The sequence below is a fragment of the Pseudomonas corni genome, assembly GCF_057128765.1.
In genome coordinates, this window is record NZ_JBSKHW010000006.1 from 172,609 (window position 1) to 194,312 (window position 21,704).

Sequence of the window (21,704 nt, forward strand, 5' to 3'; positions counted from 1 at the left end):
GCGCCCGGCATCGCCAGACGCTTGATCCAGTCAGCTGGCGACAATATTCACCAGTTTGCCGGGCACGACGATCACTTTGCGGATCGTCAGGCCATCGACGAAACGCAGGACGTTTTCGTTCACTCGTGCAGCGGCTTCGATGTCTTCGCGGCTGGCGCTGGCTGGCATGTCGAGATGACCGCGCAGCTTGCCGTTGACCTGAATCACCAGTTGCAGGGTGTCTTGCACCAGGGCCGAATCATCGACAACCGGCCAGCCAGCATTGATCACTGGATCTTTGTGGCCCAGCGCTGCCCACAGTTCATGGCTGATGTGCGGGGTGATCGGAGCCAGCAGCAGAGCCACCGTTTCCAGACCTTCCTGCAACAGCGCACGGTCTTGAGGCGTGGTCTGCGAGGCTTTTTCCAGCACGTTCATCAGCGTCATGACCTGAGCGATGGCGGTATTGAATTTGTGGTGCTGCCCTACATCCTGACCCGCTTGCTTGATCGCCAGATGAATCGACCGGCGCACGGCTTTCTGATCATCGTTGAGCGCGGTCTTGTCCAGTACGCCCGGCAGGCCTGCGGTAACGTGGGCTTGCGACAAGCGCCAGACACGCTTGAGGAAGCGGTGCGAACCTTCGACGCCTGAGTCTGACCATTCCAGGCTCATGTCGGGCGGCGAGGCGAACATCATGAACAGGCGGCAGGTGTCAGCGCCGTACTGGTCGATCATCGACTGCGGGTCAACGCCGTTGTTCTTGGACTTGGCCATTTTCTCGATGCCACCGATCTCGACCGGCAAGCCGTCAGCAATCAATTTGGCGCCGATAATCTTGGCCTTGGCATCGCGTTCGAACTCGACATCGGCCGGGTTGAACCAGGTTTTGCTGCCGTTCGCTTCCAGACGGTAGAACGTTTCAGCGACCACCATGCCCTGGGTCAGCAGGTTCTTGAACGGCTCGTTCGAAGTGACCAGGCCTTCATCACGCATCAGCTTGTGGAAGAAGCGCGCATACAGCAGGTGCAGAATCGCGTGTTCAATGCCGCCGATGTATTGGTCGACAGGCAGCCAGTGATTGGCCGCTTTCGGGTCGACCATGCCGCCTTCGTAGTGAGGCGAGGCGTAGCGGGCGAAGTACCACGAGGACTCGACGAAAGTGTCCATCGTGTCGGTTTCTCGCTTGGCCGGTGCGCCGCAGGTCGGGCAGCTGCATTCGTAGAACTCGGGCATGCGCGCCAGCGGCGAACCGGCGCCGTCTGGTACGACGTTTTCGGGCAGCTTGACCGGCAATTGGTCTTCCGGAACTGGCACGTCGCCGCAGGTATCGCAGTGAACGATCGGGATCGGGCAGCCCCAGTAGCGCTGGCGGCTGATGCCCCAGTCGCGCAGACGGAACTGCGTGCGGGATTTGCCGAGTTCTTTCTTGATCAGTGCGACTTCGATGGCGTCGAACGCGCCCGCAAAATCCAGGCCGTCGAACTCGCCGGAATTGATCAGCTGGCCGTGTTCGCCATAAGCGTCCTGCCAAGGCGCGAGCGTTTGATCGCCAGCGCTGGTGCGCACGACCGGCTTGATCGGCAGGTTGTATTTGGTGGCGAACTCGAAATCACGCTCATCGTGGGCTGGAACAGCCATTACTGCGCCGTCGCCGTAATGCATCAGCACGTAGTTGGCGACCCATACCGGCAGCTTTTCGCCAGTCAGCGGGTGCTCGACGAACAGCGGAGTCGGCAGGCCTTTCTTCTCTTGAGTGGCGACATCAGCTTCGGCAACGCTGCCGCTCTTGCATTCATGAATGAACGCTTGGAGTTCGGCAGCCTTATCGGCAGCCATGTGCTCAAGGGCGAGGGTGGCGAGCGGGTGCTCGGCGGCAACTGCCACGTAGGTTGCGCCCATCAGCGTATCAGGGCGGGTGGTGAAGACTTTCAGAGTGCCAGCTTCGCCGATGGACGCCACGTCGAACGGGAACTGCACTTCCATCCCGCGAGATTTGCCGATCCAGTTGCGCTGCATGGTCTTGACCTGCTCAGGCCAGCCCGGCAGTTCGTCGAGGCTCTCCAGCAGCTCATCGGCGTAAGCGGTGATCTTGAAGTAGTACATCGGGATTTCGCGCTTTTCGATCAACGCGCCCGAACGCCAGCCCCGGCCGTCAATCACTTGCTCGTTGGCCAGGACGGTCTGATCAACCGGGTCCCAGTTCACGGTGCCGTTCTTGCGGTAGATCACCCCTTTTTGGAACAGGCGAGTGAACAGCCATTGTTCCCAGCGGTAGTAGTCAGGTTTGCAGGTAGTGATTTCCCGCGACCAGTCGATCGCCAGACCCAGGCTCTTGAGCTGGTTCTTCATGTAAGCGATGTTTTCGTAGGTCCATTTGGCCGGTGCGACGTTGTTTTTCATTGCCGCGTTTTCGGCCGGCATGCCGAACGCGTCCCAGCCCATTGGCTGCAGAACGTTCTTGCCTTGCATGCGTTGATAGCGGGCGATCACGTCACCGATGGTGTAGTTGCGCACGTGACCCATGTGTAGCTTGCCGCTAGGGTAAGGGAACATCGACAGGCAGTAGTAAGTGTCCTTGCCTGGCTGTTCACTGACTTCAAAAGACTTTTGCTCGTCCCAGAAGGTCTGGGCGGCGGCTTCGATTTCGCGGGGCTGATAGAGTTCGTGCATGGCTACTTTTTAACTGAGATTGGTGACCCTTGATCCCTTCGCTGCGTTGCCCGGTCACAGTGGCGTCGCTTGCCGGGCTAGTTGCCGGGGCCGCGCGATGCGTTCGTGCTCGGGTGAGCGGAAGTGGAATTACAGGAAGCGCCGTAGCATACATGAGGGCTCCATACCGAGGGAAACCCTCTTTGTGCCGCAAGCGCGCTCTGCCGCCGTTTGTCGCTGCATCGCGCCGGTTTGTGCAGTCCCGCTAAGCTCAATGGTGAGGGTATGGGTTTATCTTCAGTGAGGTGAGCGGATGACAGAGCTGCGGCACACGGCAACACAACCTGATTTGTACGAGCGTTTGATCGATCGTCTCGGGCTGGCCCTCGAGATGGCGAGAACAGCAGTTCGGCTTCGTAACGAGCACCCCGCGGAACTGGAGTTGCGTGGACTGAGCTACGCCGAGGTTCAGTTGATCGAGGCGTATCTGGATAGAAACGAAGTCGCGGTAGAGCCAGCAACAAATGCATCCAAGGGCACATCGAGTTTCTCTCGGGAGCTTGCCGAGTCGGTAATGGCGCCACGTCCGTTGGCCAAGGTCATCTGGCTAAAGGATCAAAAGCGCGCCAGCGTATCGTCGAAGTTGAGTCGTTACAGTTCCAGTAAACATTTCAAGCATTAGCCCAGCGGGCGTCAGGCTCGCCTTTTAAGCATTGTTGCTTAGCGTCAATCCTTTTAGGCTTCGAGCATCTTCTGGAGATGCTCGATGCCTTTTCGCTATTTCTTCAAAACCCTTCTACTGCCACCTGGTCTTTTTCTCCTTCTGATAGTTCTGGCCTTCGGGTTGCGCCGCTCGCGTCCGCGCTTGTCTGCTGTCTGTTTTGTGTTCGGCCTTGGCGGGCTCTGGGCCATGAGCATGCCGGTGGTTGTGGAGTGGGCGGCGCGGGGTATCGAGCAAAATGCACCCCTGCATCAAAGTGAGTGGGCGACGTTAGCTCAGCGCGCGGACGCCATTGTGGTTCTAGGCTCCGGGCGCGAGCGCAATGATCCGAGTTGGGGCGGTGACATTCCCACTGGCGTGGCACTTGAGCGGATGCGTTACGCGGCGCGGATGGCCAAAGCTTCGGGCTTACCGATTCTGGTGACTGGCGGATTGCACTACGGCGAACCGCCGAGCGAGGCAGCGATCATGGCGGAGTCCCTGCAAAACGATTTCGGCGTGGCCGCGCGCTGGCAAGAAGGCTTGAGTCGTACCACTTGGGAGAATGCCACCCTGACAGCGGCAATGTTGCTGCCGCAGGGGATCAAGCGTGTTGTGGTAGTCACTCAGGCCTGGCATATGCCGCGTTCGGTGTGGAGCTTTGAGAAGGCTGGTTTCACAGTAATTGCCGCGCCTGTGGGTTTCCTGGGCATAGATAATGCCCGGCCCTTCGGCGGTTGGTTGCCCGAGGGCAAGGCGATTACCCAGAGCGGGCAGTTGTTGAATGAGGCGGCAGGGTTGCTGATGTATCCGTTGGTTTATCGGTAGAGCTGCAAGCGCGCCCCTACACGCGCTCCTACAGAAGCTGTTCACACGGTTTTGGCAATCCGGCTCGCGACCAACGCCCAACCCACCAGCACCAGCGACAGAATAATCAGCGGCCACGAGCGCCAGTGCAGATAAGGCGTCAGGTTCTGCATCGGTACGACCTCGCCATACATCACCCCGCGTTGAAATTGCGGGATGGTAGTGGTGATGTTGCCGTATGGATCAATCAACGCCGAAACCCCGTTATTGGTCGCGCGGATCATCCAGCGACCGGCCTCAAGCGCGCGCATCTGCGCCATCTGCAAGTGCTGCAGCGGGCCGATCGAGGTGCCAAACCAGGTGTCGTTGCTGACCGTCAGCAACAGATCGCTCTGAGCTGACAAACCTGCCGCGAACTCCGGATACACCACTTCGTAGCAAATGAACGGTGCGATCTGGTAGCCCTTCGCTTGCAGCAGCGACTGATCCGCCGGGCCGCGCGCGAAGTCCGACATCGGCAGATTGAAGAAGCTGATCAACCCGCGCAGCACTTCCTGCAGTGGCACGTATTCGCCAAACGGCACCAGCTTCTGCTTCATGTAAGTGCCGTCGCCTTGTCCTGCGACAGTGATTGCGTTGTAGTAGCGATACTCGCCGCGCCCGCTCAACTCGCGCAGCGGGATGCCGGTGATAAACGCTGAATTGCGATCGGCGGCAAATTTACCCATCACCGACAGATAACCTTCCACTGACTCTTTGAGCACCGGTATGGCGGTTTCCGGCCAGATAATCAGGTCTGTGCGTTTAGAGGTGAAGGTCATGTCTCGGTACAGGGCCAGCTGTGCGTTCAGCGCAGCCGGGTCCCATTTCATGCTCTGTTCGACGTTGCCCTGGAAAGCCGCGATGCTCAAGGGCGCGCCAGCAGGTGCAGTCCACGCGTGGTGCTTGAGAGACAGGCCGATCACCCACGGCGCCAAGAGCAGAATCACCCCGCCAGCCAAAAACGATTTGCGCGCGCGCAGTCGTTGGAGGTTGCACAGCAAGGCAGCAGTGAGCGCCAGTGAGAAGGAAATCAGCCACATGCCACCGACCGGTGCCAGTCCGGCCATGGGGCCGTCGAGCTGACTGTAGCCAGAGTAGAGCCAGGGGAACCCGGTCAAGAACCAGCCGCGAAACATTTCTTGACCAAACCACAGCGCAGCAAACGCCAGCGCGTCGGCCAGCGGGGCCTCATTGCGACGAATCCAGCGCGCCCACAGCCAGGCGGGCAGGGCGAAGAAAAACGCCACCGAGGCGCAGAACAGCACCATGAGGAAGACCGCCAGCCAGACCGGAGCCTCACCGTAGGTGTGAATGCTGACGTAGATCCAGCTAGTGCCGCCGCCAAACAGGCCGAATCCGTAACACCAGCCGCGCCACAGCGCCTGACGTGGCGTCAGATCACGCAGCCCAAGATAGAAAACAACCAGCGCAACAATCGCCAGCGGCCAGATATCGAACGGCGCCAAGGCCAGAGTGATAAGCGCGCCGGCCACCATGGCCAGCAAGTTACCGGGCCAGCCGGGGCGGGTGATCCAGCGCATTTACATTCCTTAGTCCGGGACAGAGAGCCCGGAAACGACAGTACGCAAGCAGGTTACGAGCGCGAAAGCGGGCTCAGTCGCAGCAAATGAATCCGACGGCTGTCGGCATTCAGGATGCGAAAACGGTACGCGCCGATTTCGGTGATTTCATTACGCTTTGGCAGATGCCCAAATGCATTCATCACCAGGCCACCAACGGTGTCGAATTCGTCATCGGAGAACTCGCTGTCGAAGAACTCGTTGAAGCTCTCGATCGGAGTCAGCGCCTTGACCAGGAAGTCACCGCTAGGCAGCGGCTTGATGTAGCTGTCTTCCTCGACATCGTGTTCGTCTTCGATGTCGCCGACGATCTGCTCTAGCACGTCTTCGATGGTCACCAGACCCGCCACGCCGCCGTACTCGTCGATGACGATAGCCATGTGGTTGTGGTTGGCGCGGAACTCACGCAGCAGCACGTTCAAACGCTTGGATTCCGGCACGAACGTGGCTGGACGCAGCAGGTTTTTAACGTCGCTGGTCTCGCCGTTTTCCTTGAGGATCAGCGGCAGCAGGTCTTTGGCGAGCAATACGCCAAGTACGTCATCGTGGCTTTCGCCGATGACGGGATAGCGCGAGTGAGCGGAATCGATCACCGCTGGCAGGAATTCACGAGGGCTTTGGTTGGCCCGGATGCTGATCATCTGCGAACGCGGCACCATGATGTCGCGAACCTGAAGGTCAGCGACCTGAATCGCGCCTTCGACGATGGCCAGCGCTTCGCTGTCCAGCAGCTTGTTTTGATGGGCTTCGCGCAGCAGCTCAAGCAGCTCCTGGCGGTTTTTCGGCTCATGGGCAAATGCCTGGGTCAGTTTTCCCAACCATGACTTTTGCCCGTTGCTCGATCGGTCTTCGCTCATAGCCCTTACTCGTGTTCCTTTGCGGGTGTTTCTAATGTGGGGGAGTCGACGTTTTCATCGTCGGCGTATGGATCGGGGTAGCCCAGCTCTGCAAGCAACGTTTGTTCCAGTGCTTCCATTTCTTCGGCTTCGTCATCGTCGATGTGATCGTAGCCCAACAAATGCAGACAGCCATGAATCACCAGATGTGCCCAGTGCGCGTCCAGGGATTTGCCCTGTTCAGCGGCTTCGCGGGCCACTACCGGAACGCAGATGACCAGATCTCCCAGCAGCGGGATATCCAGCATTTCGTCGGGGACATCAGCCGGGAACGACAGAACGTTGGTGGCGTAATCTTTGTGCCGCCACGTGTTGTTCAGCTCCCGACCTTCGGCTTCATCGACCAGACGGATCGTCAGTTCGGAATCCGCCGCGCGTTGGCGCAAGCCCATCTCGCACCAAAGGCGGAATTGGGCTTGGCTCGGTGCGGTCGCTTCACTGGCAAGTTGCAGGTCCAGCTCAAGCATCGCGGCGGGTTTCCCTTGGCGAATCGATCCGTCCGTTGGACTGGTCATTGAAACGACTTTCGTACAGCTCATAGGCTTCGACGATGCGCTGCACCAATGGATGGCGCACGACGTCTTTAGGCTTGAAGTGCGTGAAACTGATCCCAGGCACATCCTTGAGCACATCAATGACATGGATCAGCCCGGATTTCGTGCCTTTGGGCAGGTCGATCTGGGTGATGTCACCGGTGATCACGGCGGTGGAGCCAAAGCCGATGCGGGTGAGGAACATCTTCATCTGCTCGACGGTGGTGTTCTGGCTTTCGTCGAGAATGATGAAGCTGTTATTGAGTGTGCGGCCGCGCATGTAGGCCAGTGGCGCGACTTCGATGACTTGCTTTTCGATTAGCTTGGCGACGTATTCGAAGCCGAGCATTTCGTACAGCGCGTCATAGAGCGGGCGCAGGTAAGGGTCGATCTTCTGCGCGAGGTCGCCGGGCAGGAAGCCGAGTTTTTCACCCGCTTCAACCGCCGGACGTACCAGCAGGATGCGCCGGATCTGCTCGCGCTCCAGTGCATCAACGGCTGCCGCGACCGCCAGGTAGGTCTTGCCTGTACCCGCTGGACCGATGCCGAAGTTGATGTCGTTGCTGAGGATTTCCTTTACGTACTTTTGCTGATTCAAGCCGCGTGGGCGAATCATGCCTTTTTTAGTACGCAGAGCGACGCCGACTTCAGCAGCAGGGTGGTTATCCAGCTCTTCTACGCCGGATTCCTGCAGGAACAGATGGACCATGTCCGGCGACAGTTCGGTACTTTTGGTTTCCCGATACAGACGGCGCAGAAGGTTTTCCGCTGAAGTGGTTTTGGTGCGCTCGCCAATCATCTCGAACTGGTTTCCGCGGTTGCGGATTTCGATGTCCAGGCGTTGCTCGATCAAGCGCAAATGCTCGTCGAATTGCCCGCACAGATTTGCGAAGCGGCGTGCCTCAAAGGATTCGAGGGTGAAACGATGTGGTTCTATAGGTGCGTTCAAGGTCGTTTTAGGCCGCCCGACGGCAATTAAGGTGAACCGAAGGATAACCCCTGTGGAGTTCGTCCGAAAGGGCTCACTTACTAATGGTGTTGTGGGGCATTTCCTTGTAGGAGCGCGCTTGCCCGCGAAATCAATATTTCTGGTGCCGATGATGTCGCCGAAATACCGCAATCGCGGGCAAGCGCGCTCCTACAAGCCCGTATCAATTGTAGATAGGGGCGGTTTCACCTATTGCAACAACGACCCGCGCAGCGAGTGCGGTTGGGCGTCGTCGATGTGCACATCGGCGAACTGGCCGATCAGCTTCGCGTCAGCGCAGCGGAAGTTGACGATACGGTTGTTCTCCGTCCGCCCCTGTAACTCGCCAGGGTCTTTCTTCGAATAATCGGTCACCAGAATCCGTTGGGTGCTGCCCACCATTTGTCGGCTGATCTCGTAGCCCTGTTGATTCAACCGATGCTGCAAAGCCGCCAGACGCTGTTTTTTCAGCTCTTCTGGGGTCTCATCGGTCAGATCCGCTGCTGGCGTGCCAGGGCGCGGGCTGTAGACGAAGGAGAAAGAGAAATCGAAACCGACGTCCTCGATCAGCTTCATGGTCTGCTCGAAGTCTTTCTCGGTTTCACCAGGAAAGCCGACGATGAAGTCCGAACTGATACTTATGCCCGGCACAGCGGCCCGCAGTTTGCGCAGCTTGGATTTGTATTCGAGCGCGGTGTGGTTGCGCTTCATCGCCGAAAGAATCCGGTCTGAGCCCGATTGCACCGGCAAATGCAGGTGTTTGACCAGCTCCGGCACATCGGCGTGGGCCTGGATCAGGCTGTCGGAGAATTCCAGCGGGTGCGAGGTGGTGTAGCGAATGCGCTCGATGCCGTCGATGGCCGCGACTACTCGAATCAGCTCCGCCAGATCCGCCACACGCCCATCATGGGTCGCGCCGCGATAGCCGTTGACGTTCTGACCCAGCAACGTCACTTCGCGCACGCCGTTTTCCGCCAGATGGAAGACTTCGGTGATCACGTCATCGAACGGCCTGCTGACTTCTTCGCCGCGGGTATAAGGCACCACGCAGAACGTGCAGTACTTGCTGCAGCCTTCCATCACCGACACGTAAGCGCTCGGGCCGTCGACGCGGGGCTCGGGCAGGTGATCGAATTTTTCGATTTCCGGGAACGACACGTCAACCTGGGGCAGCTTGGTCAAACGTGCAGCGTCGATCATTTCCGGCAGGCGGTGTAGGGTTTGCGGGCCGAAGACCACATCGACATACGGTGCGCGGTCACGAATGGCTGCGCCTTCCTGGCTGGCGACGCAACCGCCGACAGCGATGACCATTTCTGGATTGGCGAGTTTGAGTTCACGCCAGCGGCCAAGCTGGGAGTAGACGCGATCCTGGGCCCGCTCACGGATCGAGCAAGTGTTGAGCAGGATGACATCGGCATCTTCCGCGCGAGCGGTGACTTCCAGCGCTTGATGTTCACCCAGCAGATCGACCATGCGCGAGCTGTCGTACTCGTTCATCTGGCAACCGTGGGTTTCGATGTAAAGCTTCTTGGCCATGCGTGTTCATCAGGTGATTCAAAGAACCGCGCATTATAGGGATGAGGGGCCCGTGTTCCTAGCGTCGTCTAACGAGCGGCGTGCTATAGTTCGCGCCCTTTTCAAACCGCCGATCATTACCTGCCTGTTATGACCAAACGCGAAGCTCCAATTTACAAGGTGATTTTTCTCAACCAGGGACAGGTGTTCGAAATGTACGCCAAGCAGATCTATCAAAGTGATCTGTGGGGTTTTCTGGAAGTCGAGGAATTCGTCTTTGGCGAGCGCACCACCGTGGTGGTCGATCCGAGCGAAGAAAAACTCAAGGCTCAATTCGATGGTGTCGTGCGCAGCTTCGTGCCGATGCACTCGATCGTGCGTATCGATGAAGTCGAGCGCATGGGCACCGCCAAGATCAGCGAAGCGCGGCACACCGGGAACGTCATGCCGTTTCCCATGCCGATGCCGGACAAGTAAGCGCGATCAGGGTTTGACGGTGGTGTCAGGAAAGGGCGCAAATGGCGTGCGACCTTCAGCGGTCTGCAGCTCCAGGAGGTATTTGCGGAAGATCTGGCCCAATACCTGAGTCGCCACTTCAAGGTCTTCTTTCTTCATCTGCGCGGACACTTCGTCCGCCTGGTCCAGTGCATCTTCAGAACCATTGACTGCAGCCATCTTCAGCACGATGTACGCCTGAATATTGTTGGCCTGTACGCCCTCGCCGCGGAAGAACATTAATCCGAGTTGATACTGCGCCTGGGCATGCCCTTGCAGCGATGCCTGCTCGAAGTAATTAAGAGCCTGGGTCAAGTCTCGGGGCGCGTTTTTGCCGTCGTAATAGAACTCGCCCAACTCGTATTGCGCCTGTGCATCCCCGCCTTGCGCCGCCTGCTGACAAGCCAACAACGCGGCTGGCAGGTTGTCTGGCTGGGTATTGAGGGTGCAACGACCCACCGCTGGGATCAACAACGAGTTGCCACCTGCATTCGCCAGCAGGGGATGAAGGAGCAACAGGCAGCCCAATGCAAGGGTGCGGCCGGTGCGGTTCATGGAAGTCGACTTACCTCTGAAAAAGGTGCGGGCATGCCCGTCCAGCGAAACGTGCTGGCTGCGCATTATGAAATAACCAGTGGCAACCTTACAAAGTCTTTACTGATTTTCTGCTGCACGGGCTTGAATCACCTGAATTCAGGGGCTCAAGTTGTGTAGCGGAGTTAAATATCCGATGAAACTCGCTGGATAATCTGCTGTAGGAGCGCGCTTGCCCGCGATTGCGGATTGTCATTCAGCATCAATGTTGCTGAACAAAAGCATTCGCGGGCAAGCGCGCTCCTACAGTTCGCTGTCATTTCAATTTCGAAAATGCTTTTTCGGCCGCATCCAGTGTCAGTTGCAACTCTGTGTCGCCGTGGGCGATGGAGGTGAAGCCTGCTTCAAACGCGCTAGGCGCCAGATACACGCCGCCTTCGAGCATCATGTGGAAGAAGCGCTTGAAGCGGTCGGCGTCGCTGGTCATCACGTCCTGGAAGGTGACAATCTCCTTCGCGTCGCTGAAATACAAACCAAACATGCCCCCCGCCTGAGTCGTCACGAACGCGATACCCGCTGCGTCCGCCAGTGCCTGCAAGCCCTTGAGCAAGCGAGTGGTGTAATCGGTCAGCTCGTCATGGAAGCCCGGACGGCTGATCAGACGCAGCGTGGTCAAGCCAGCCGCCATGGCCAGCGGGTTACCCGAAAGCGTACCGGCCTGATACACCGGGCCCAGCGGCGCTATGTGCGACATGATCTCGCGCTTGCCGCCGAAACATCCCACCGGCATCCCGCCGCCGATGATTTTGCCGAACGTGCTCAGGTCAGGTTTAACGTTGTAGTACGCCTGCGCGCCGCCAAGGGCTACGCGAAAACCGGTCATCACTTCGTCGAAAATCAGCACCACGCCATGCTTGTCGCATTCTTCGCGCAGGCCCTGAAGAAAGCCCGGTGCCGGGGGCACGCAGTTCATGTTGCCGGCGACTGGCTCGACAATGATGCACGCCACTTCCTGTCCGACGTCGGCCAGCATCACTTTCACGGCTTCGATGTCGTTGAACGGTAGCGTCAGTGTGTGTTTGGCGAAGTCCGCCGGTACGCCTGGCGAACTCGGCACGCCCAGTGTCAGCGCGCCGGAGCCGGCCTTGACCAGCAGGCTGTCGGAGTGGCCGTGGTAGCAGCCCTCGAATTTGATGATGCTATCGCGGCCAGTGAAACCCCGTGCCAGACGAATCGCGCTCATGGTCGCTTCGGTACCGGAGCTGACCATGCGCACCATTTCCATCGACGGCATGATGGAGCACACCAGATCGGCCATTTCGGTTTCCATGGCCGTTGGCGCGCCGTAGGACAAACCGTGCTCAAGCTGCTTGCGAACCGCGTCCAACACGTCCGGGTGGCTGTGGCCGAGGATCATCGGGCCCCATGAGCCGACGTAATCGACATAACGCTTGTCGTCTTCATCGGTGACGTAGGCGCCGACCGCGTGCTTGAAAAACAGCGGGGTGCCGCCAACGCTCTTGAAGGCACGAACGGGAGAATTGACGCCGCCCGGGATGTGTTTCTGGGCGTTGGCGAACAGCATTTCAGAACGGGACATGATCGGGTCTCTGTTTGAATCGAAGAGGGTGTGCGTGGTCAGCCTGAGGCGAGTCAGGCCGATTTGAACAAATCGTTGAAGGCGCGGGCGCGGCGGGTGACTTCCTGAGTACTGTCGGCGCCGAACAAGCCGTGGACCACCGCCAGCAAATCAGCACCGTGGGCAACCAGCGGGCCGGCGTTTTCTAGAGTAACGCCGCCGATAACGGCAATCGGCAGATGAATCCGCTTACGGGCCTCGGCCAGCATTTCCAGACTGCACGTCGGCGCGCCGGGTTTGGTGTTGGAATTGAAAAAGCGCCCAAAGGCTACATACGTCGCGCCGTCAGCTTTGGCTTTCTCGGCCAGTTCCAACTGCGCATGGCAGGTCGCGCCGACAATGGCCTTGTGGCCGAGCAGCGCGCGAGCATCCGGCAGCGAGCCATCGGTTTGCCCCAGGTGCACGCCGACGCCCAAGCGAGCGGCGACTTCGGCATCATCGTTAATGATCAATCGGGTCTTGTATTGCTCGCACAGCTTGAGCAACTCGGAGGCTTCGCGCAGCCGACGATTTTCGTCGCCGGATTTGTCCCGGTATTGCAGCAGCGTCACGCCGCCATCCAGGGCCGCTTTGACGTACGGCAAAAATTTGCCAGCCAGCAGTTGGCTGTCGGTAACGGCATAAAGGCCACGTAGTTTCATCGATGGAACCTCTTTGCGTGGCGTTACGAACAAAAATCCAGCGGCAAACGGCGCGGCACGAACTGACCTTTGCCCAGCTGTTCTGCGTCGCGCAGCGTGCGCCAAGTGTAGTCGAGCGCAAATTGCACAGCGCTGACCAGCTCTTGCCCCAAGGCCAGGCGTCCGGCCAAAGCGCTGGCGAGGGTGCAGCCCGAACCGTGATAACTGCCCGGCAGGCGTTGGCAGGTGAAGGTATGGGTCTGGCCGTTGCGCAGGTACAAGCGGTTATGGACTTCCTGCTCGTCGCCGTGGCCGCCAGTAATCAACAGATGCTCACAGAAGGGCAGCAGTTTCGCCGCGCATTCGTCGGCAGTGCCTTCGGGCAGTTCAGCGAGAATCCGCGCTTCGGGCAGGTTCGGCGTAGCAATAGTTGCCAAGGGCAGCAGGCGTTCGCGCATGGCGTAACCCACTTCATCTTTGCCAAGCCTTCCGCCGCCACCAGCACGCAGCACCGGGTCGCACACCAAAGGCAGATGTGGATGGGCTTCAAGCAGTTCGACAACGGTATCGACCATCTCCAGCGAGCCGAGCATGCCCAGCTTTACCGCTGCGACAGTGGAGTCGTTGAGCACGGCATTGGCCTGAGCGAGCACCCACTCACGGTCCAGCACACGGAAGTCGGTGACGTTCACGGTGTCTTGCACGGTCAGCGCGGTGATGGCCGGAGCGGCGTGACAGCCCTGGGCAAGCAGGGCTTCGATATCTGCCTGCATGCCGGCGCCACCACTGGGGTCGTGACCGGAGAGACAGAGGACAACAGGGCGGGAGCTATAGATATTCATGGTGCGCGAGCTTACCACTAAAGCTTTTGCCGGGCCGCTGGTCCGCGTGGGATTTTTCTCACGATGCAGTGGGACATAGCAGATGAAGTGAGCAAGACGGTTCAGCTTTTGCATTGCACCGAAAGGCGACGGAAAGCTGGCGATGCGATCATTAACGATGGTGTCGTCTGGCTATCAGTAGCTATCCTGTCCGGTTTCTTCCGTCTGAAAGAGTGATTGCAAGTGCGTTGCCCGTTTAACAAGCCGCGTTATTTACTGATTTTGTTGTTGGCCTGGCTGCCGGTGGTGGCCTGGGCTGTGGATTTTGACGAAAACACCCGCAGCCTTCCGCTTGCACAGGCCGTGCAAGTGCTGGAAGACCCTGCTGGCGAAGCGACCATCGATGACGTCGCTGCCGGGGAGCTGGCAGGGAGTTTCCGTCATCTGGAAACTGCCTCTTTGAATGCTGGCTATTCCAGATCGGCATTCTGGCTCAAAGTCGTGCTCAACTATCGTCCGGTCGATCCCGATGCTGCGCCCGACTGGCTGCTGGAGCTCGCATATCCACCGATGGACCACGTCGATCTGTACCTGCCGGATGAGTCCGGGCGACTGAGTCTGGCGTGGCAAACCGGGGACATGCTGCCGTTTTCCAGTCGGCAGATTAAACAGAACAACTACCTATTCGATCTGAACGTGAAGCCCAATCAACCGCAGACGGTATACCTGCGCGTCGCCAGTCATGGCTCGATTCAAGCGCCGCTGATCCTATGGTCCAGCCACGCCTACATCGAGGATCAGCCGGGACGTTTGTACATTCTCGGGATCATTTATGGCGTGCTGGCGGGAATGCTGGCTTACAACCTGTTCATCTTTCTCAGCGTCCGCGACCCCAGCTACCTTTACTACATCCTCTACATCACCTGCTTTGGCCTCTATCAGGTGTCGGTCAATGGCGCAGGTATTGAGTTCCTGTGGCCGGACAACCCGTGGTGGGCCAACGTCTCGACTACGTTTTTGATCTCTGCCGCAATTGTGTTCGCCAGCCAGTTCTCCCGAACGCTGTTGCAGACACCCAAACTCGGCCGCTGGCTCGATTTGCCGCTGGTGCTGATGATGATCTGCGCGGGCGCAATCATGGTGTTGTCGCTGGTTACAGATTACGGCCTGGCATTGCGCCTGGTGACCGGGCTGGTGCTGGTGTTCACGCTGGCGGTGTTTTTCATCGGCATCGTTGCCGGGCTCAAGGGGCAGCGTGTCGCACGGTACTTCATCCTCGCATGGTCAGCGTTTCTGCTGGGCGGCGCGATTAACGCCACCATGTTACTTGGCTTTTTGCCGAACACGTTCCTGACCATGTATGCCAGTCAGATCGGCTCGGTCATTGAAGTGGCCCTGCTGTCCCTGGCGCTGGCCGACCGCATCAACAGCATGCGCGAACAGCAAGCGAAGATCACCGCCCAGGCCAGCCGCGATCTGGCTTTGCTCAACCAACAACTGGCGATCAGCAACCGCTTGAAGGACGAGTTCCTCGCCACCCTGACCCATGAGCTGCGCACACCCATGAACGGCGTGATCGGCTCGCTGGAACTGATGCAAATGGAGGGTACGCAAGAAGACATCGAGCTGTATCGCCAGACAGCGTCCGACTCGGCGCAAAACATGATGGGCATCGTCAACGGCATCCTGACCTTGACCGAATTGCAGGCCGGTCGGATCGAGGCGCGCAATGAAATGTTCAGCCTGCGCCACGTGTTGTTTCAGGTGCGCAGCAGTCATGAGCCACAGGCCCGGGAGAAAGGGCTGACCATGAGCGTTGACGTCGACGAGGCGATGCCCGATAGCTTGATGGGCGACGCTGCCAAGCTGCGCCAGTGCATGGAGTGCTTGCTGGACAACGCGGTCAAATTCACCTCGACAGGGACGGTCAAGATCAGGGTCTCCGGCCAATATTCGGATGCGCAGCACGTGCGCCTGTTGATCGATGTGATCGACACCGGCATCGGCTTCAGTCGGCTAGATGAAGCGACGCTGTATCAAACCTTCTTTCAGGTCGACGGTTCGATGACGCGGGAGTACGGCGGCCTGGGGATTGGCCTGGCGATTTGTCGGCAATTGATCGAGCTGCAAGGCGGTCGTCTGAGTCATCAGTCCGAGCCTGGGGCGGGGAGTCAGTTTCGCTTGAGTCTGGATGTATTGCGGGCCAGGTGAATACTTGAAGGCGCCACTTTCTGTAGGAGCGCGCTTGCCACTCGATGGCGTATTTCCAGTCAATGAGTCGGTCACCGAAAAACCTCATTCGCGGGCAAGCGCGCTCCTACAGGTGATCCTGATCACGCAAAACCGCCGTCGATTCGTCGTCTATGGCGCTTTTTCTCGGAGCAGGTGCGTGATTCACTGATCTGCATCTGCCGACCGACCGGAGAGCGCCATGAACCTGCATCAGTTCGCTGAAACCCACGACGTCACCAACCAGCCTCCGTCGCTCGACGGTACCAACCTGTATCGCATCGACCTGCCGCTGCAAGAGTGGTCGCAGCGCTATGGGGCCGGTTGGGCGCAGTCGCGCATCGATGCTTACGGCGCCCTGGCTGGCGGGCCGCTGATGGAAGCCGGTTTTCTGGCCAATAAAAACAAGCCAGTGTTCGCCAGCCATGACCGCTACGGGCATCGCATTGACTTGGTGGAATTTCATCCGGCGTATCACCAGTTGATGCGCATCGCCGTTGAACATGGCATCCCATCGCTGCCCTGGACCGATCCCCGCGAAGGCGCTCACGTCGCCCGCGCCGCCATGAGTTATCTGCACACCCAGGCCGAGGCGGGCAGTGGTTGCCCGTTGACCATGACTTTCGCCAGCGTCCCCGCGCTCAAGCTTCAGCCGGATCTGGCCGAAATCTGGCTGCCGAAAATCCTTGCCACCGAATACGACTCGCGCAACGTCGGCATCGCCCACAAAGCCGGCGCGACCATTGGCATGGCCATGACTGAGAAGCAGGGTGGAACCGACGTGCGCGCCAACACCACACGCGCTTATCCGGTCGGGCAGCCGGGGCCGGGGCAGGCCTATGAGCTGATCGGTCATAAATGGTTTTGCTCGGCACCGATGTGCGATGCGTTCCTCACGCTGGCGCAAACCGACAAGGGCCTGAGCTGTTTCCTGCTGCCGCGCCACCGCCCGGACGACACCCGCAACGAGTTCTACATACAGCGCTTGAAGGACAAGCTGGGCAACTGGTCCAACGCCTCCAGCGAGGTCGAATTTCGCGGCGCGCTGGCCTGGATGATCGGCGAAGAAGGGCGCGGCGTGCCGACCATCATCGAGATGGTGGCGATGACCCGCTTCGACTGCATGACCGGTTCCAGCGCCTTGATGCGTCAGGCGTTGACGCAGGCCGCGCACCATTGCGCCCATCGTACGGTGGGCGGGCGGGTGCTCAGCGAACAACCGCTCATGCAAAACGTGCTGGCGGATCTGGCGCTGGAAAGCGAAGCGGCGCTGGCGCTGACCCTGCGCATGGGCCGCGCGCTTGAGCGTTTGGATGATCCGCACGAAGCGCATTTCGCCCGGTTGGTCACGGCGGTGGGCAAGTATTGGATCTGCAAGCGTGCGCCCGCCATGATCAACGAAGCGGCCGAGTGTATGGGCGGCGCTGGTTATGTGGAGGACACCATCCTGCCGCGCCTGTACCGCGAAGCGCCGGTCAACTCGACGTGGGAGGGCTCGGGCAACGTGCAGTGTCTGGACGTGTTACGGGCGCTGTCTAAAGAACCGGGCGTGCTGGATGCGTTGTTTCAGGAATTGGGCGATGGTCACGGCGACAAGCGACTGGCTGCGCATATCGAGAACCTGAAAACCGCGTTCAAAGACACCAGCGACATCCAGTACCGCGCTCGGCAATTGACCGAAGACATCGCCGTCGGCCTGCAGGCCAAACTGCTTTTGGAGGCGGGCAACTCGGTGGTGAGTGACGGGTTTATTGCAGGGCGGCTGGAGCAGCCCGGCCGGGTGTACGGCGCGTTGCCGCGCGGCGTGGATGCCGAAGCGCTCGTCGCCCGGTCCTCGCCGCAGATCGGATGATGATTTGGCTTGCGATGGATTGACTTCCCGTGGGAGCGGACCCGTCCGCGAAGAGGTCAGTACTGCCGATGGATATGTGTTGCCCACGACGCCGCCTTCGCGGACAGGTCCGCTCCCACGAGTTTTGTGCTCGACCTCATACACACGGTGTTCGCATGGTTTGCTGCCGGTCCCCGGCAGATCGTCGGCAAGCCGGACTCCTACGGCCTTCGGCCAGAATCAACGGCGTGGGTCTGCGATCAGTTGTTAAGGCGTAGGTCGGCAGCCAGCCCTTGATGGCATACGCAAATCCGCTTCTGCCCGGAGGGCGTAGGAGCGTGGCTTGCCCGCGATCTGCCGGGCACCGGCAGTAAACCTGCAGATGCGTTAGGTCTGGCACACCGCGTTCGCATGTTTCATGACTGCTGCGGTCGGACGCGACCCCGGAGCAATCGTCGGCAAGCCGGACTCCTACGGCCTTCGGCCAGAGTCAACGGCGTGGGTCTGCGAGAAGCCGTTAACGGCATCCGCAAATCACCATAGCCTTCGGCCAGAATCACAAGCACCGATCTGCGGTAATCGGCAAGCTTGTAGTGCCTTCGCAATGGGATGCAGGCAAGATGGAGGCCTGCAAGATCAGAAGGATGCGCATCGTGACCGAAGCTTTTATTGTCGTAGAAACCGCCGAGCAAGCCGTGGATCGGCTGGCCGAGCTGCACGCTCGTGCAACCACTGCCTTGAGCCAGGCGCTCAAGCGCTATCTCAAGGACCGCGTCGAGCCCACCGCCGCTGAGCGGTTGCAGTTCCGCTATCCGGAATTGCGCCTGACTTATCAAACACAGGGCGAAGTCCCACTGACCACCAGGGCCTACGCCAAAGTCCAGTTACCTGGCACCTACACCGTCACCGTGACCCACCCGGCCGCGTTCCGTAAATACCTCCTCGAACAACTCGTCCCGCTGATGAATGACTTCACCGTCACCATCGAGGTCGGCGTCAGCGAGCAAAACATTCCTTACCCGTATGTGGTCGAGCAGGGCGATGAGCTGGCCGGTACTGGCGTAACGGCGGCGACTCTGGCTCGCGTCTTCCCAAGCACCGATTTGTCTGCCGCCACCGATGGTATCGCCGATGGCCTTTACGACTGGGCCAACACCGATCCGTTGCCACTGGCCTTGTTCGACGCCGCACGCGTGGATTTCTCTCTGCGCCGCCTGGTGCATTACACCGGCAGCGACTGGCGTCACGTTCAACCGTGGATTCTGCTGACCAACTACCACCGTTACGTCGACCAGTTCATTGTTCATGGGCTGGAAAAACTGCGTGATGACCCGCGCTTCGTGCGCATGGTGTTGCCGGGCAACGTGGTCGTCGACAAGAGCATGGACCACGGCGAGGCGCAGGCCATCGTCGCTGGCGTGGTCTGGCATCGCTACCAGATGCCGGCGTACCACCTGATCGCCGAAGACGGCCATGGCGTGACCCTGGTCAACATTGGCGTAGGGCCGTCCAACGCCAAGAACATCACCGACCACCTGGCCGTGCTGCGGCCGCATTGCTGGCTGATGATCGGCCACTGCGGCGGCTTGCGTCAGTCGCAGACCATCGGGGACTACGTGCTGGCCCACGCCTACATGCGCCGCGACGGCATCCTCGACCGCGTGCTGCCGCCGAACATCCCGATCCCTGCGTTGGCAGAAGTGCAGTTGGCGTTGCAGGAATCGGCGGCACAGATCACCGGCGAGCGTGGCGAAGACCTGAAAAAACGTCTGCGCACCGGCACCGTCCTGACCTACGACGACCGCAACTGGGAACTGCGCTGGGCTCAGGAACGGCCGTTAATCAATCTGTCTCGCGCGGTTGCGGTGGACATGGAAAGCGGCACCATCGCCGCCCAGGGTTATCGCTTGCGCGTGCCGTACGGGACACTGCTTTGTGTGTCGGACAAGCCGCTGCACAGCGAAATCAAGCTGCCGGGCTCGGCCAACGCTTTCTATGAGCGCGCGGTCACTCAGCACTTGAAGATCGGCATCGCTGCCCTGGACTTGTTGCGCACTCAGCTCAACTCGCTGCACTCACGCAAACTGCGCAGCTTCGACGAACCTCCGTTCCGTTGATTCGTTAGGCATTTGCGCAAAGGGCCACTAAAGTGGCCCTTTCTGTTTCTGTGTTTCGAGTTCGTATGTCCCGCATCCAACGCCCCGTTTCCCGTCGTCCTGCGCCCAACAGTGCGGGCGGTCCTCGTCGTGTCGCCAAAGCACCCCCCGCTGAGCCTCGGTTGATTCTGTTCAACAAGCCGTTCGATGTGTTGACGCAATTCAGTGATGGCGAAGGTCGCGCAACGCTCAAGGATTTCATCGAGATCCCCGGCATTTACCCCGCAGGACGTCTTGATCGAGACAGCGAAGGCCTGTTGTTGCTGACCAACGACGGCCAGCTTCAGGCGCGAATCGCTGACCCCAAACACAAACTCGCCAAGACCTATTGGGTACAGGTCGAGGGCGAGCCAACGGCTGAGCAATTGCAGCAGTTAAGGGATGGCGTCCAACTGAACGACGGCCCGACCCTACCGGCGCAAGCCCGGCAACTGGACGAGCCCGACCTGTGGCCGCGCAATCCGCCGGTGCGTTTCCGCAAGAGCGTGCCGACCAGCTGGCTGGAGTTGGTGATCAAAGAGGGGCGTAATCGTCAGGTCCGGCGCATGACCGCAGCAGTTGGGCTGCCGACGCTGCGATTGGTGCGGGTGCGGATTGGCGACTGGACGATTGAAGGGCTGGACCAGGGGCAGTGGCGGGAAGTGCCAGCCAAATTGTGAGCCATACACCGGACACCTGTAGGAGCTGACGAGCCGCCGAAGGCTGCGATTGCGATTCGTCTGACACACCGCTTCGCAGCCTTCGGCGGCTCGTCAGCTCCTACAATGGATTGCGGTGTGTAGGACTAATTGGACTGTTCGATGTAAGCAATCACCACCTCTTTGATCACAAACGCCAGCACGCCCAGCCCCAGCACGCTGAACAATATGATCGTGCCGAATCGCCCGGCTTTGGACTTCTTCGCCAGGTCCCAAACGATAAAGGCCATGAAGCCGACCAGAATCGTCACCAGAATCGTCATCATCCATTCTTCAAAAACGGCCGGATCCATCGAACTCGCTCCTGTTGTCAGTCGACCTTGGCAGCCTGCCCGCGCAGGTGAACCAGTGGCAGCTCGGTGCTGGCCAGTACTTGATTGAGTACAAAACTTGAACGCACGCTGGTCACGCCGTCGATGCGGGTCAGGTGGCCGAGCAGGAATTTCTGGTAATGATCCATGTCCGGCACGACCACTTTGAGCTGGTAATCGGCATCGACTCCCGTCACCAGACTGCACTCCAATACCTGTGGCAGCGTGCGGATCTGCTGTTCGAAGTGCTCGAAGCGGTCCGGCGTATGTCGGTCCATGCCGATCAACACGTAGGCCGTAAGGCTCAGGCCCAGCTTCTTGCGGTCCAGCAGGGCGACCTGGCCGACGATATAGCCGTCGTCTTCCAGCTGCTTGACCCGTCGTGAGCAAGGGGACGGAGAGAGGCCGATGCGTTCGGCCAGTTCCTGATTGGAAATGCGAGCATCACGTTGCAGCTCAGCCAAAATACTCAGGTCATACCTATCGAGCTTGCTCACGAATTGCCCCTTTATTCGTTGGATTGCGCCGGATTATGAATCTGAAGGTAAAAATTGCGCAAGTGACGTTTTTGTCAGCAATCTTCGCAATCCCCTGCTCCGAGCTAAAGCCTATTCTTTTTAACAGAATCACTGCCCGGACATAGCGTCCAGCGCGGCTCTCCGAATCAGGTTAGCTGCGGCCGCCAACCCAACAGGG

Annotated in this window: 19 protein-coding genes; 7 read left to right on the plus strand and 12 right to left on the minus strand. The window is 59.3% G+C overall.

Annotated elements, in window-relative coordinates; all coding sequences use genetic code 11:
* Positions 1-30: 30 nt before the first annotated feature.
* Positions 31-2,652: a leucine--tRNA ligase gene (gene leuS / locus ACWKV9_RS12115; RefSeq protein ID WP_483836340.1), complete on the minus strand. Its 2,622-nt coding sequence runs from the start codon at positions 2,650-2,652 to the stop codon at positions 31-33.
* Positions 2,653-2,944: 292 nt separating this feature from the next.
* Here leuS and ACWKV9_RS12120 point away from each other — a divergent pair, with 292 nt between their 5' ends.
* Positions 2,945-3,313: a hypothetical protein gene (locus tag ACWKV9_RS12120; protein WP_483836341.1), complete on the plus strand. Its 369-nt coding sequence runs from the start codon at positions 2,945-2,947 to the stop codon at positions 3,311-3,313.
* Positions 3,314-3,397: 84 nt separating this feature from the next.
* Positions 3,398-4,159 carry a YdcF family protein gene (locus ACWKV9_RS12125; protein WP_483836342.1) on the plus strand — a complete coding sequence of 254 codons (762 nt, stop codon included), beginning with the start codon at positions 3,398-3,400 and terminating at the stop codon, positions 4,157-4,159.
* Positions 4,160-4,200: 41 nt separating this feature from the next.
* On the opposite strand, the gene lnt is transcribed toward ACWKV9_RS12125, so the two are convergent.
* The 5 genes from lnt to miaB all read right to left on the minus strand — a co-directional run bounded on the left by lnt (position 4,201) and on the right by miaB (position 9,695).
* Positions 4,201-5,721 carry an apolipoprotein N-acyltransferase gene (gene lnt / locus ACWKV9_RS12130; RefSeq protein WP_483836343.1) on the minus strand — a complete coding sequence of 507 codons (1,521 nt, stop codon included), beginning with the start codon at positions 5,719-5,721 and terminating at the stop codon, positions 4,201-4,203.
* 53 nt (positions 5,722-5,774) lie between these two features.
* A complete protein-coding gene (locus ACWKV9_RS12135; protein WP_483836344.1) occupies positions 5,775-6,617 on the minus strand; it encodes an HlyC/CorC family transporter in 843 nt (280 codons plus the stop codon).
* A gap of 5 nt (positions 6,618-6,622) precedes the next feature.
* Positions 6,623-7,123 carry an rRNA maturation RNase YbeY gene (gene ybeY / locus ACWKV9_RS12140; RefSeq protein WP_483836345.1) on the minus strand — a complete coding sequence of 167 codons (501 nt, stop codon included), beginning with the start codon at positions 7,121-7,123 and terminating at the stop codon, positions 6,623-6,625.
* Positions 7,116-8,138 (minus strand): PhoH family protein, encoded by a 1,023-nt coding sequence (locus ACWKV9_RS12145; RefSeq protein ID WP_483836346.1) that lies wholly within the window; start codon positions 8,136-8,138, stop codon positions 7,116-7,118. Before ACWKV9_RS12145 ends, ybeY begins: the two co-directional genes overlap by 8 nt.
* A gap of 228 nt (positions 8,139-8,366) precedes the next feature.
* On the minus strand, positions 8,367-9,695 hold the full coding sequence (gene miaB, locus ACWKV9_RS12150; protein WP_483836347.1) for a tRNA (N6-isopentenyl adenosine(37)-C2)-methylthiotransferase MiaB: 1,329 nt from the start codon (positions 9,693-9,695) through the stop codon (positions 8,367-8,369).
* 129 nt (positions 9,696-9,824) lie between these two features.
* On the opposite strand from miaB, the gene ACWKV9_RS12155 reads away from it, so the two are divergent.
* Entirely contained in the window at positions 9,825-10,151 is a 327-nt protein-coding gene (locus ACWKV9_RS12155) for a DUF1820 family protein (RefSeq protein ID WP_037018011.1), read from the plus strand.
* Between the two features lie 6 nt (positions 10,152-10,157).
* On the opposite strand, the gene ACWKV9_RS12160 is transcribed toward ACWKV9_RS12155, so the two are convergent.
* From ACWKV9_RS12160 to ACWKV9_RS12175, 4 genes are all read right to left on the minus strand, one after another.
* On the minus strand, positions 10,158-10,724 hold the full coding sequence (locus ACWKV9_RS12160; RefSeq protein ID WP_483836413.1) for a tetratricopeptide repeat protein: 567 nt from the start codon (positions 10,722-10,724) through the stop codon (positions 10,158-10,160).
* 295 nt (positions 10,725-11,019) lie between these two features.
* On the minus strand, positions 11,020-12,303 hold the full coding sequence (gene hemL / locus ACWKV9_RS12165) for a glutamate-1-semialdehyde 2,1-aminomutase (RefSeq protein WP_483836348.1): 1,284 nt from the start codon (positions 12,301-12,303) through the stop codon (positions 11,020-11,022).
* 53 nt (positions 12,304-12,356) lie between these two features.
* Complete coding sequence (gene thiE, locus ACWKV9_RS12170) at positions 12,357-12,983, minus strand: thiamine phosphate synthase (RefSeq protein WP_483836349.1); 627 nt, start codon at positions 12,981-12,983, stop codon at positions 12,357-12,359.
* 23 nt (positions 12,984-13,006) lie between these two features.
* Positions 13,007-13,804: a hydroxymethylpyrimidine/phosphomethylpyrimidine kinase gene (locus tag ACWKV9_RS12175; protein WP_483836350.1), complete on the minus strand. Its 798-nt coding sequence runs from the start codon at positions 13,802-13,804 to the stop codon at positions 13,007-13,009.
* 222 nt (positions 13,805-14,026) lie between these two features.
* Here ACWKV9_RS12175 and ACWKV9_RS12180 point away from each other — a divergent pair, with 222 nt between their 5' ends.
* From ACWKV9_RS12180 to ACWKV9_RS12195, 4 genes are all read left to right on the plus strand, one after another.
* Positions 14,027-15,994, plus strand: a complete 1,968-nt coding sequence (locus tag ACWKV9_RS12180; protein WP_483836351.1) for a sensor histidine kinase — start codon at positions 14,027-14,029, stop codon at positions 15,992-15,994.
* Between the two features lie 220 nt (positions 15,995-16,214).
* Entirely contained in the window at positions 16,215-17,864 is a 1,650-nt protein-coding gene (locus ACWKV9_RS12185; RefSeq protein WP_483836352.1) for an acyl-CoA dehydrogenase family protein, read from the plus strand.
* Between the two features lie 599 nt (positions 17,865-18,463).
* Positions 18,464-19,960, plus strand: a complete 1,497-nt coding sequence (amn, locus tag ACWKV9_RS12190; RefSeq protein WP_483836414.1) for an AMP nucleosidase — start codon at positions 18,464-18,466, stop codon at positions 19,958-19,960.
* A 65-nt stretch (positions 19,961-20,025) separates the two neighbouring features.
* Positions 20,026-20,658: a pseudouridine synthase gene (locus ACWKV9_RS12195; RefSeq protein ID WP_483836353.1), complete on the plus strand. Its 633-nt coding sequence runs from the start codon at positions 20,026-20,028 to the stop codon at positions 20,656-20,658.
* 125 nt (positions 20,659-20,783) lie between these two features.
* Here ACWKV9_RS12195 and ACWKV9_RS12200 read toward each other — a convergent pair whose 3' ends face one another.
* Positions 20,784-20,990, minus strand: coding sequence for a DUF2788 domain-containing protein (locus tag ACWKV9_RS12200; protein ID WP_483836354.1), 207 nt, complete (start codon positions 20,988-20,990; stop codon positions 20,784-20,786).
* A 17-nt stretch (positions 20,991-21,007) separates the two neighbouring features.
* Complete coding sequence (locus tag ACWKV9_RS12205) at positions 21,008-21,505, minus strand: Lrp/AsnC family transcriptional regulator (protein ID WP_483836355.1); 498 nt, start codon at positions 21,503-21,505, stop codon at positions 21,008-21,010.
* Positions 21,506-21,704: the final 199 nt, after the last annotated feature.

What these genes read in the sequence shown, in the direction of transcription:
- ACWKV9_RS12120 (WP_483836341.1), top strand. Translation starts at nt 2,945, where the DNA reads ATGACAGAGCTGCGGCACACGGCAACACAACCTGATTTGTACGAGCGT.
- ACWKV9_RS12175 (WP_483836350.1), bottom strand. Translation starts at nt 13,804, where the DNA reads ATGAATATCTATAGCTCCCGCCCTGTTGTCCTCTGTCTCTCCGGTCAC.
- ybeY (WP_483836345.1), bottom strand. Translation starts at nt 7,123, where the DNA reads ATGCTTGAGCTGGACCTGCAACTTGCCAGTGAAGCGACCGCACCGAGC.
- miaB (WP_483836347.1), bottom strand. Translation starts at nt 9,695, where the DNA reads ATGGCCAAGAAGCTTTACATCGAAACCCACGGTTGCCAGATGAACGAG.
- leuS (WP_483836340.1), bottom strand. Translation starts at nt 2,652, where the DNA reads ATGCACGAACTCTATCAGCCCCGCGAAATCGAAGCCGCCGCCCAGACC.
- thiE (WP_483836349.1), bottom strand. Translation starts at nt 12,983, where the DNA reads ATGAAACTACGTGGCCTTTATGCCGTTACCGACAGCCAACTGCTGGCT.
- ACWKV9_RS12195 (WP_483836353.1), top strand. Translation starts at nt 20,026, where the DNA reads ATGTCCCGCATCCAACGCCCCGTTTCCCGTCGTCCTGCGCCCAACAGT.
- ACWKV9_RS12135 (WP_483836344.1), bottom strand. Translation starts at nt 6,617, where the DNA reads ATGAGCGAAGACCGATCGAGCAACGGGCAAAAGTCATGGTTGGGAAAA.
- ACWKV9_RS12200 (WP_483836354.1), bottom strand. Translation starts at nt 20,990, where the DNA reads ATGGATCCGGCCGTTTTTGAAGAATGGATGATGACGATTCTGGTGACG.
- ACWKV9_RS12160 (WP_483836413.1), bottom strand. Translation starts at nt 10,724, where the DNA reads ATGAACCGCACCGGCCGCACCCTTGCATTGGGCTGCCTGTTGCTCCTT.
- lnt (WP_483836343.1), bottom strand. Translation starts at nt 5,721, where the DNA reads ATGCGCTGGATCACCCGCCCCGGCTGGCCCGGTAACTTGCTGGCCATG.
- hemL (WP_483836348.1), bottom strand. Translation starts at nt 12,303, where the DNA reads ATGTCCCGTTCTGAAATGCTGTTCGCCAACGCCCAGAAACACATCCCG.
- ACWKV9_RS12125 (WP_483836342.1), top strand. Translation starts at nt 3,398, where the DNA reads ATGCCTTTTCGCTATTTCTTCAAAACCCTTCTACTGCCACCTGGTCTT.
- ACWKV9_RS12185 (WP_483836352.1), top strand. Translation starts at nt 16,215, where the DNA reads ATGAACCTGCATCAGTTCGCTGAAACCCACGACGTCACCAACCAGCCT.
- amn (WP_483836414.1), top strand. Translation starts at nt 18,464, where the DNA reads ATGGAGGCCTGCAAGATCAGAAGGATGCGCATCGTGACCGAAGCTTTT.
- ACWKV9_RS12155 (WP_037018011.1), top strand. Translation starts at nt 9,825, where the DNA reads ATGACCAAACGCGAAGCTCCAATTTACAAGGTGATTTTTCTCAACCAG.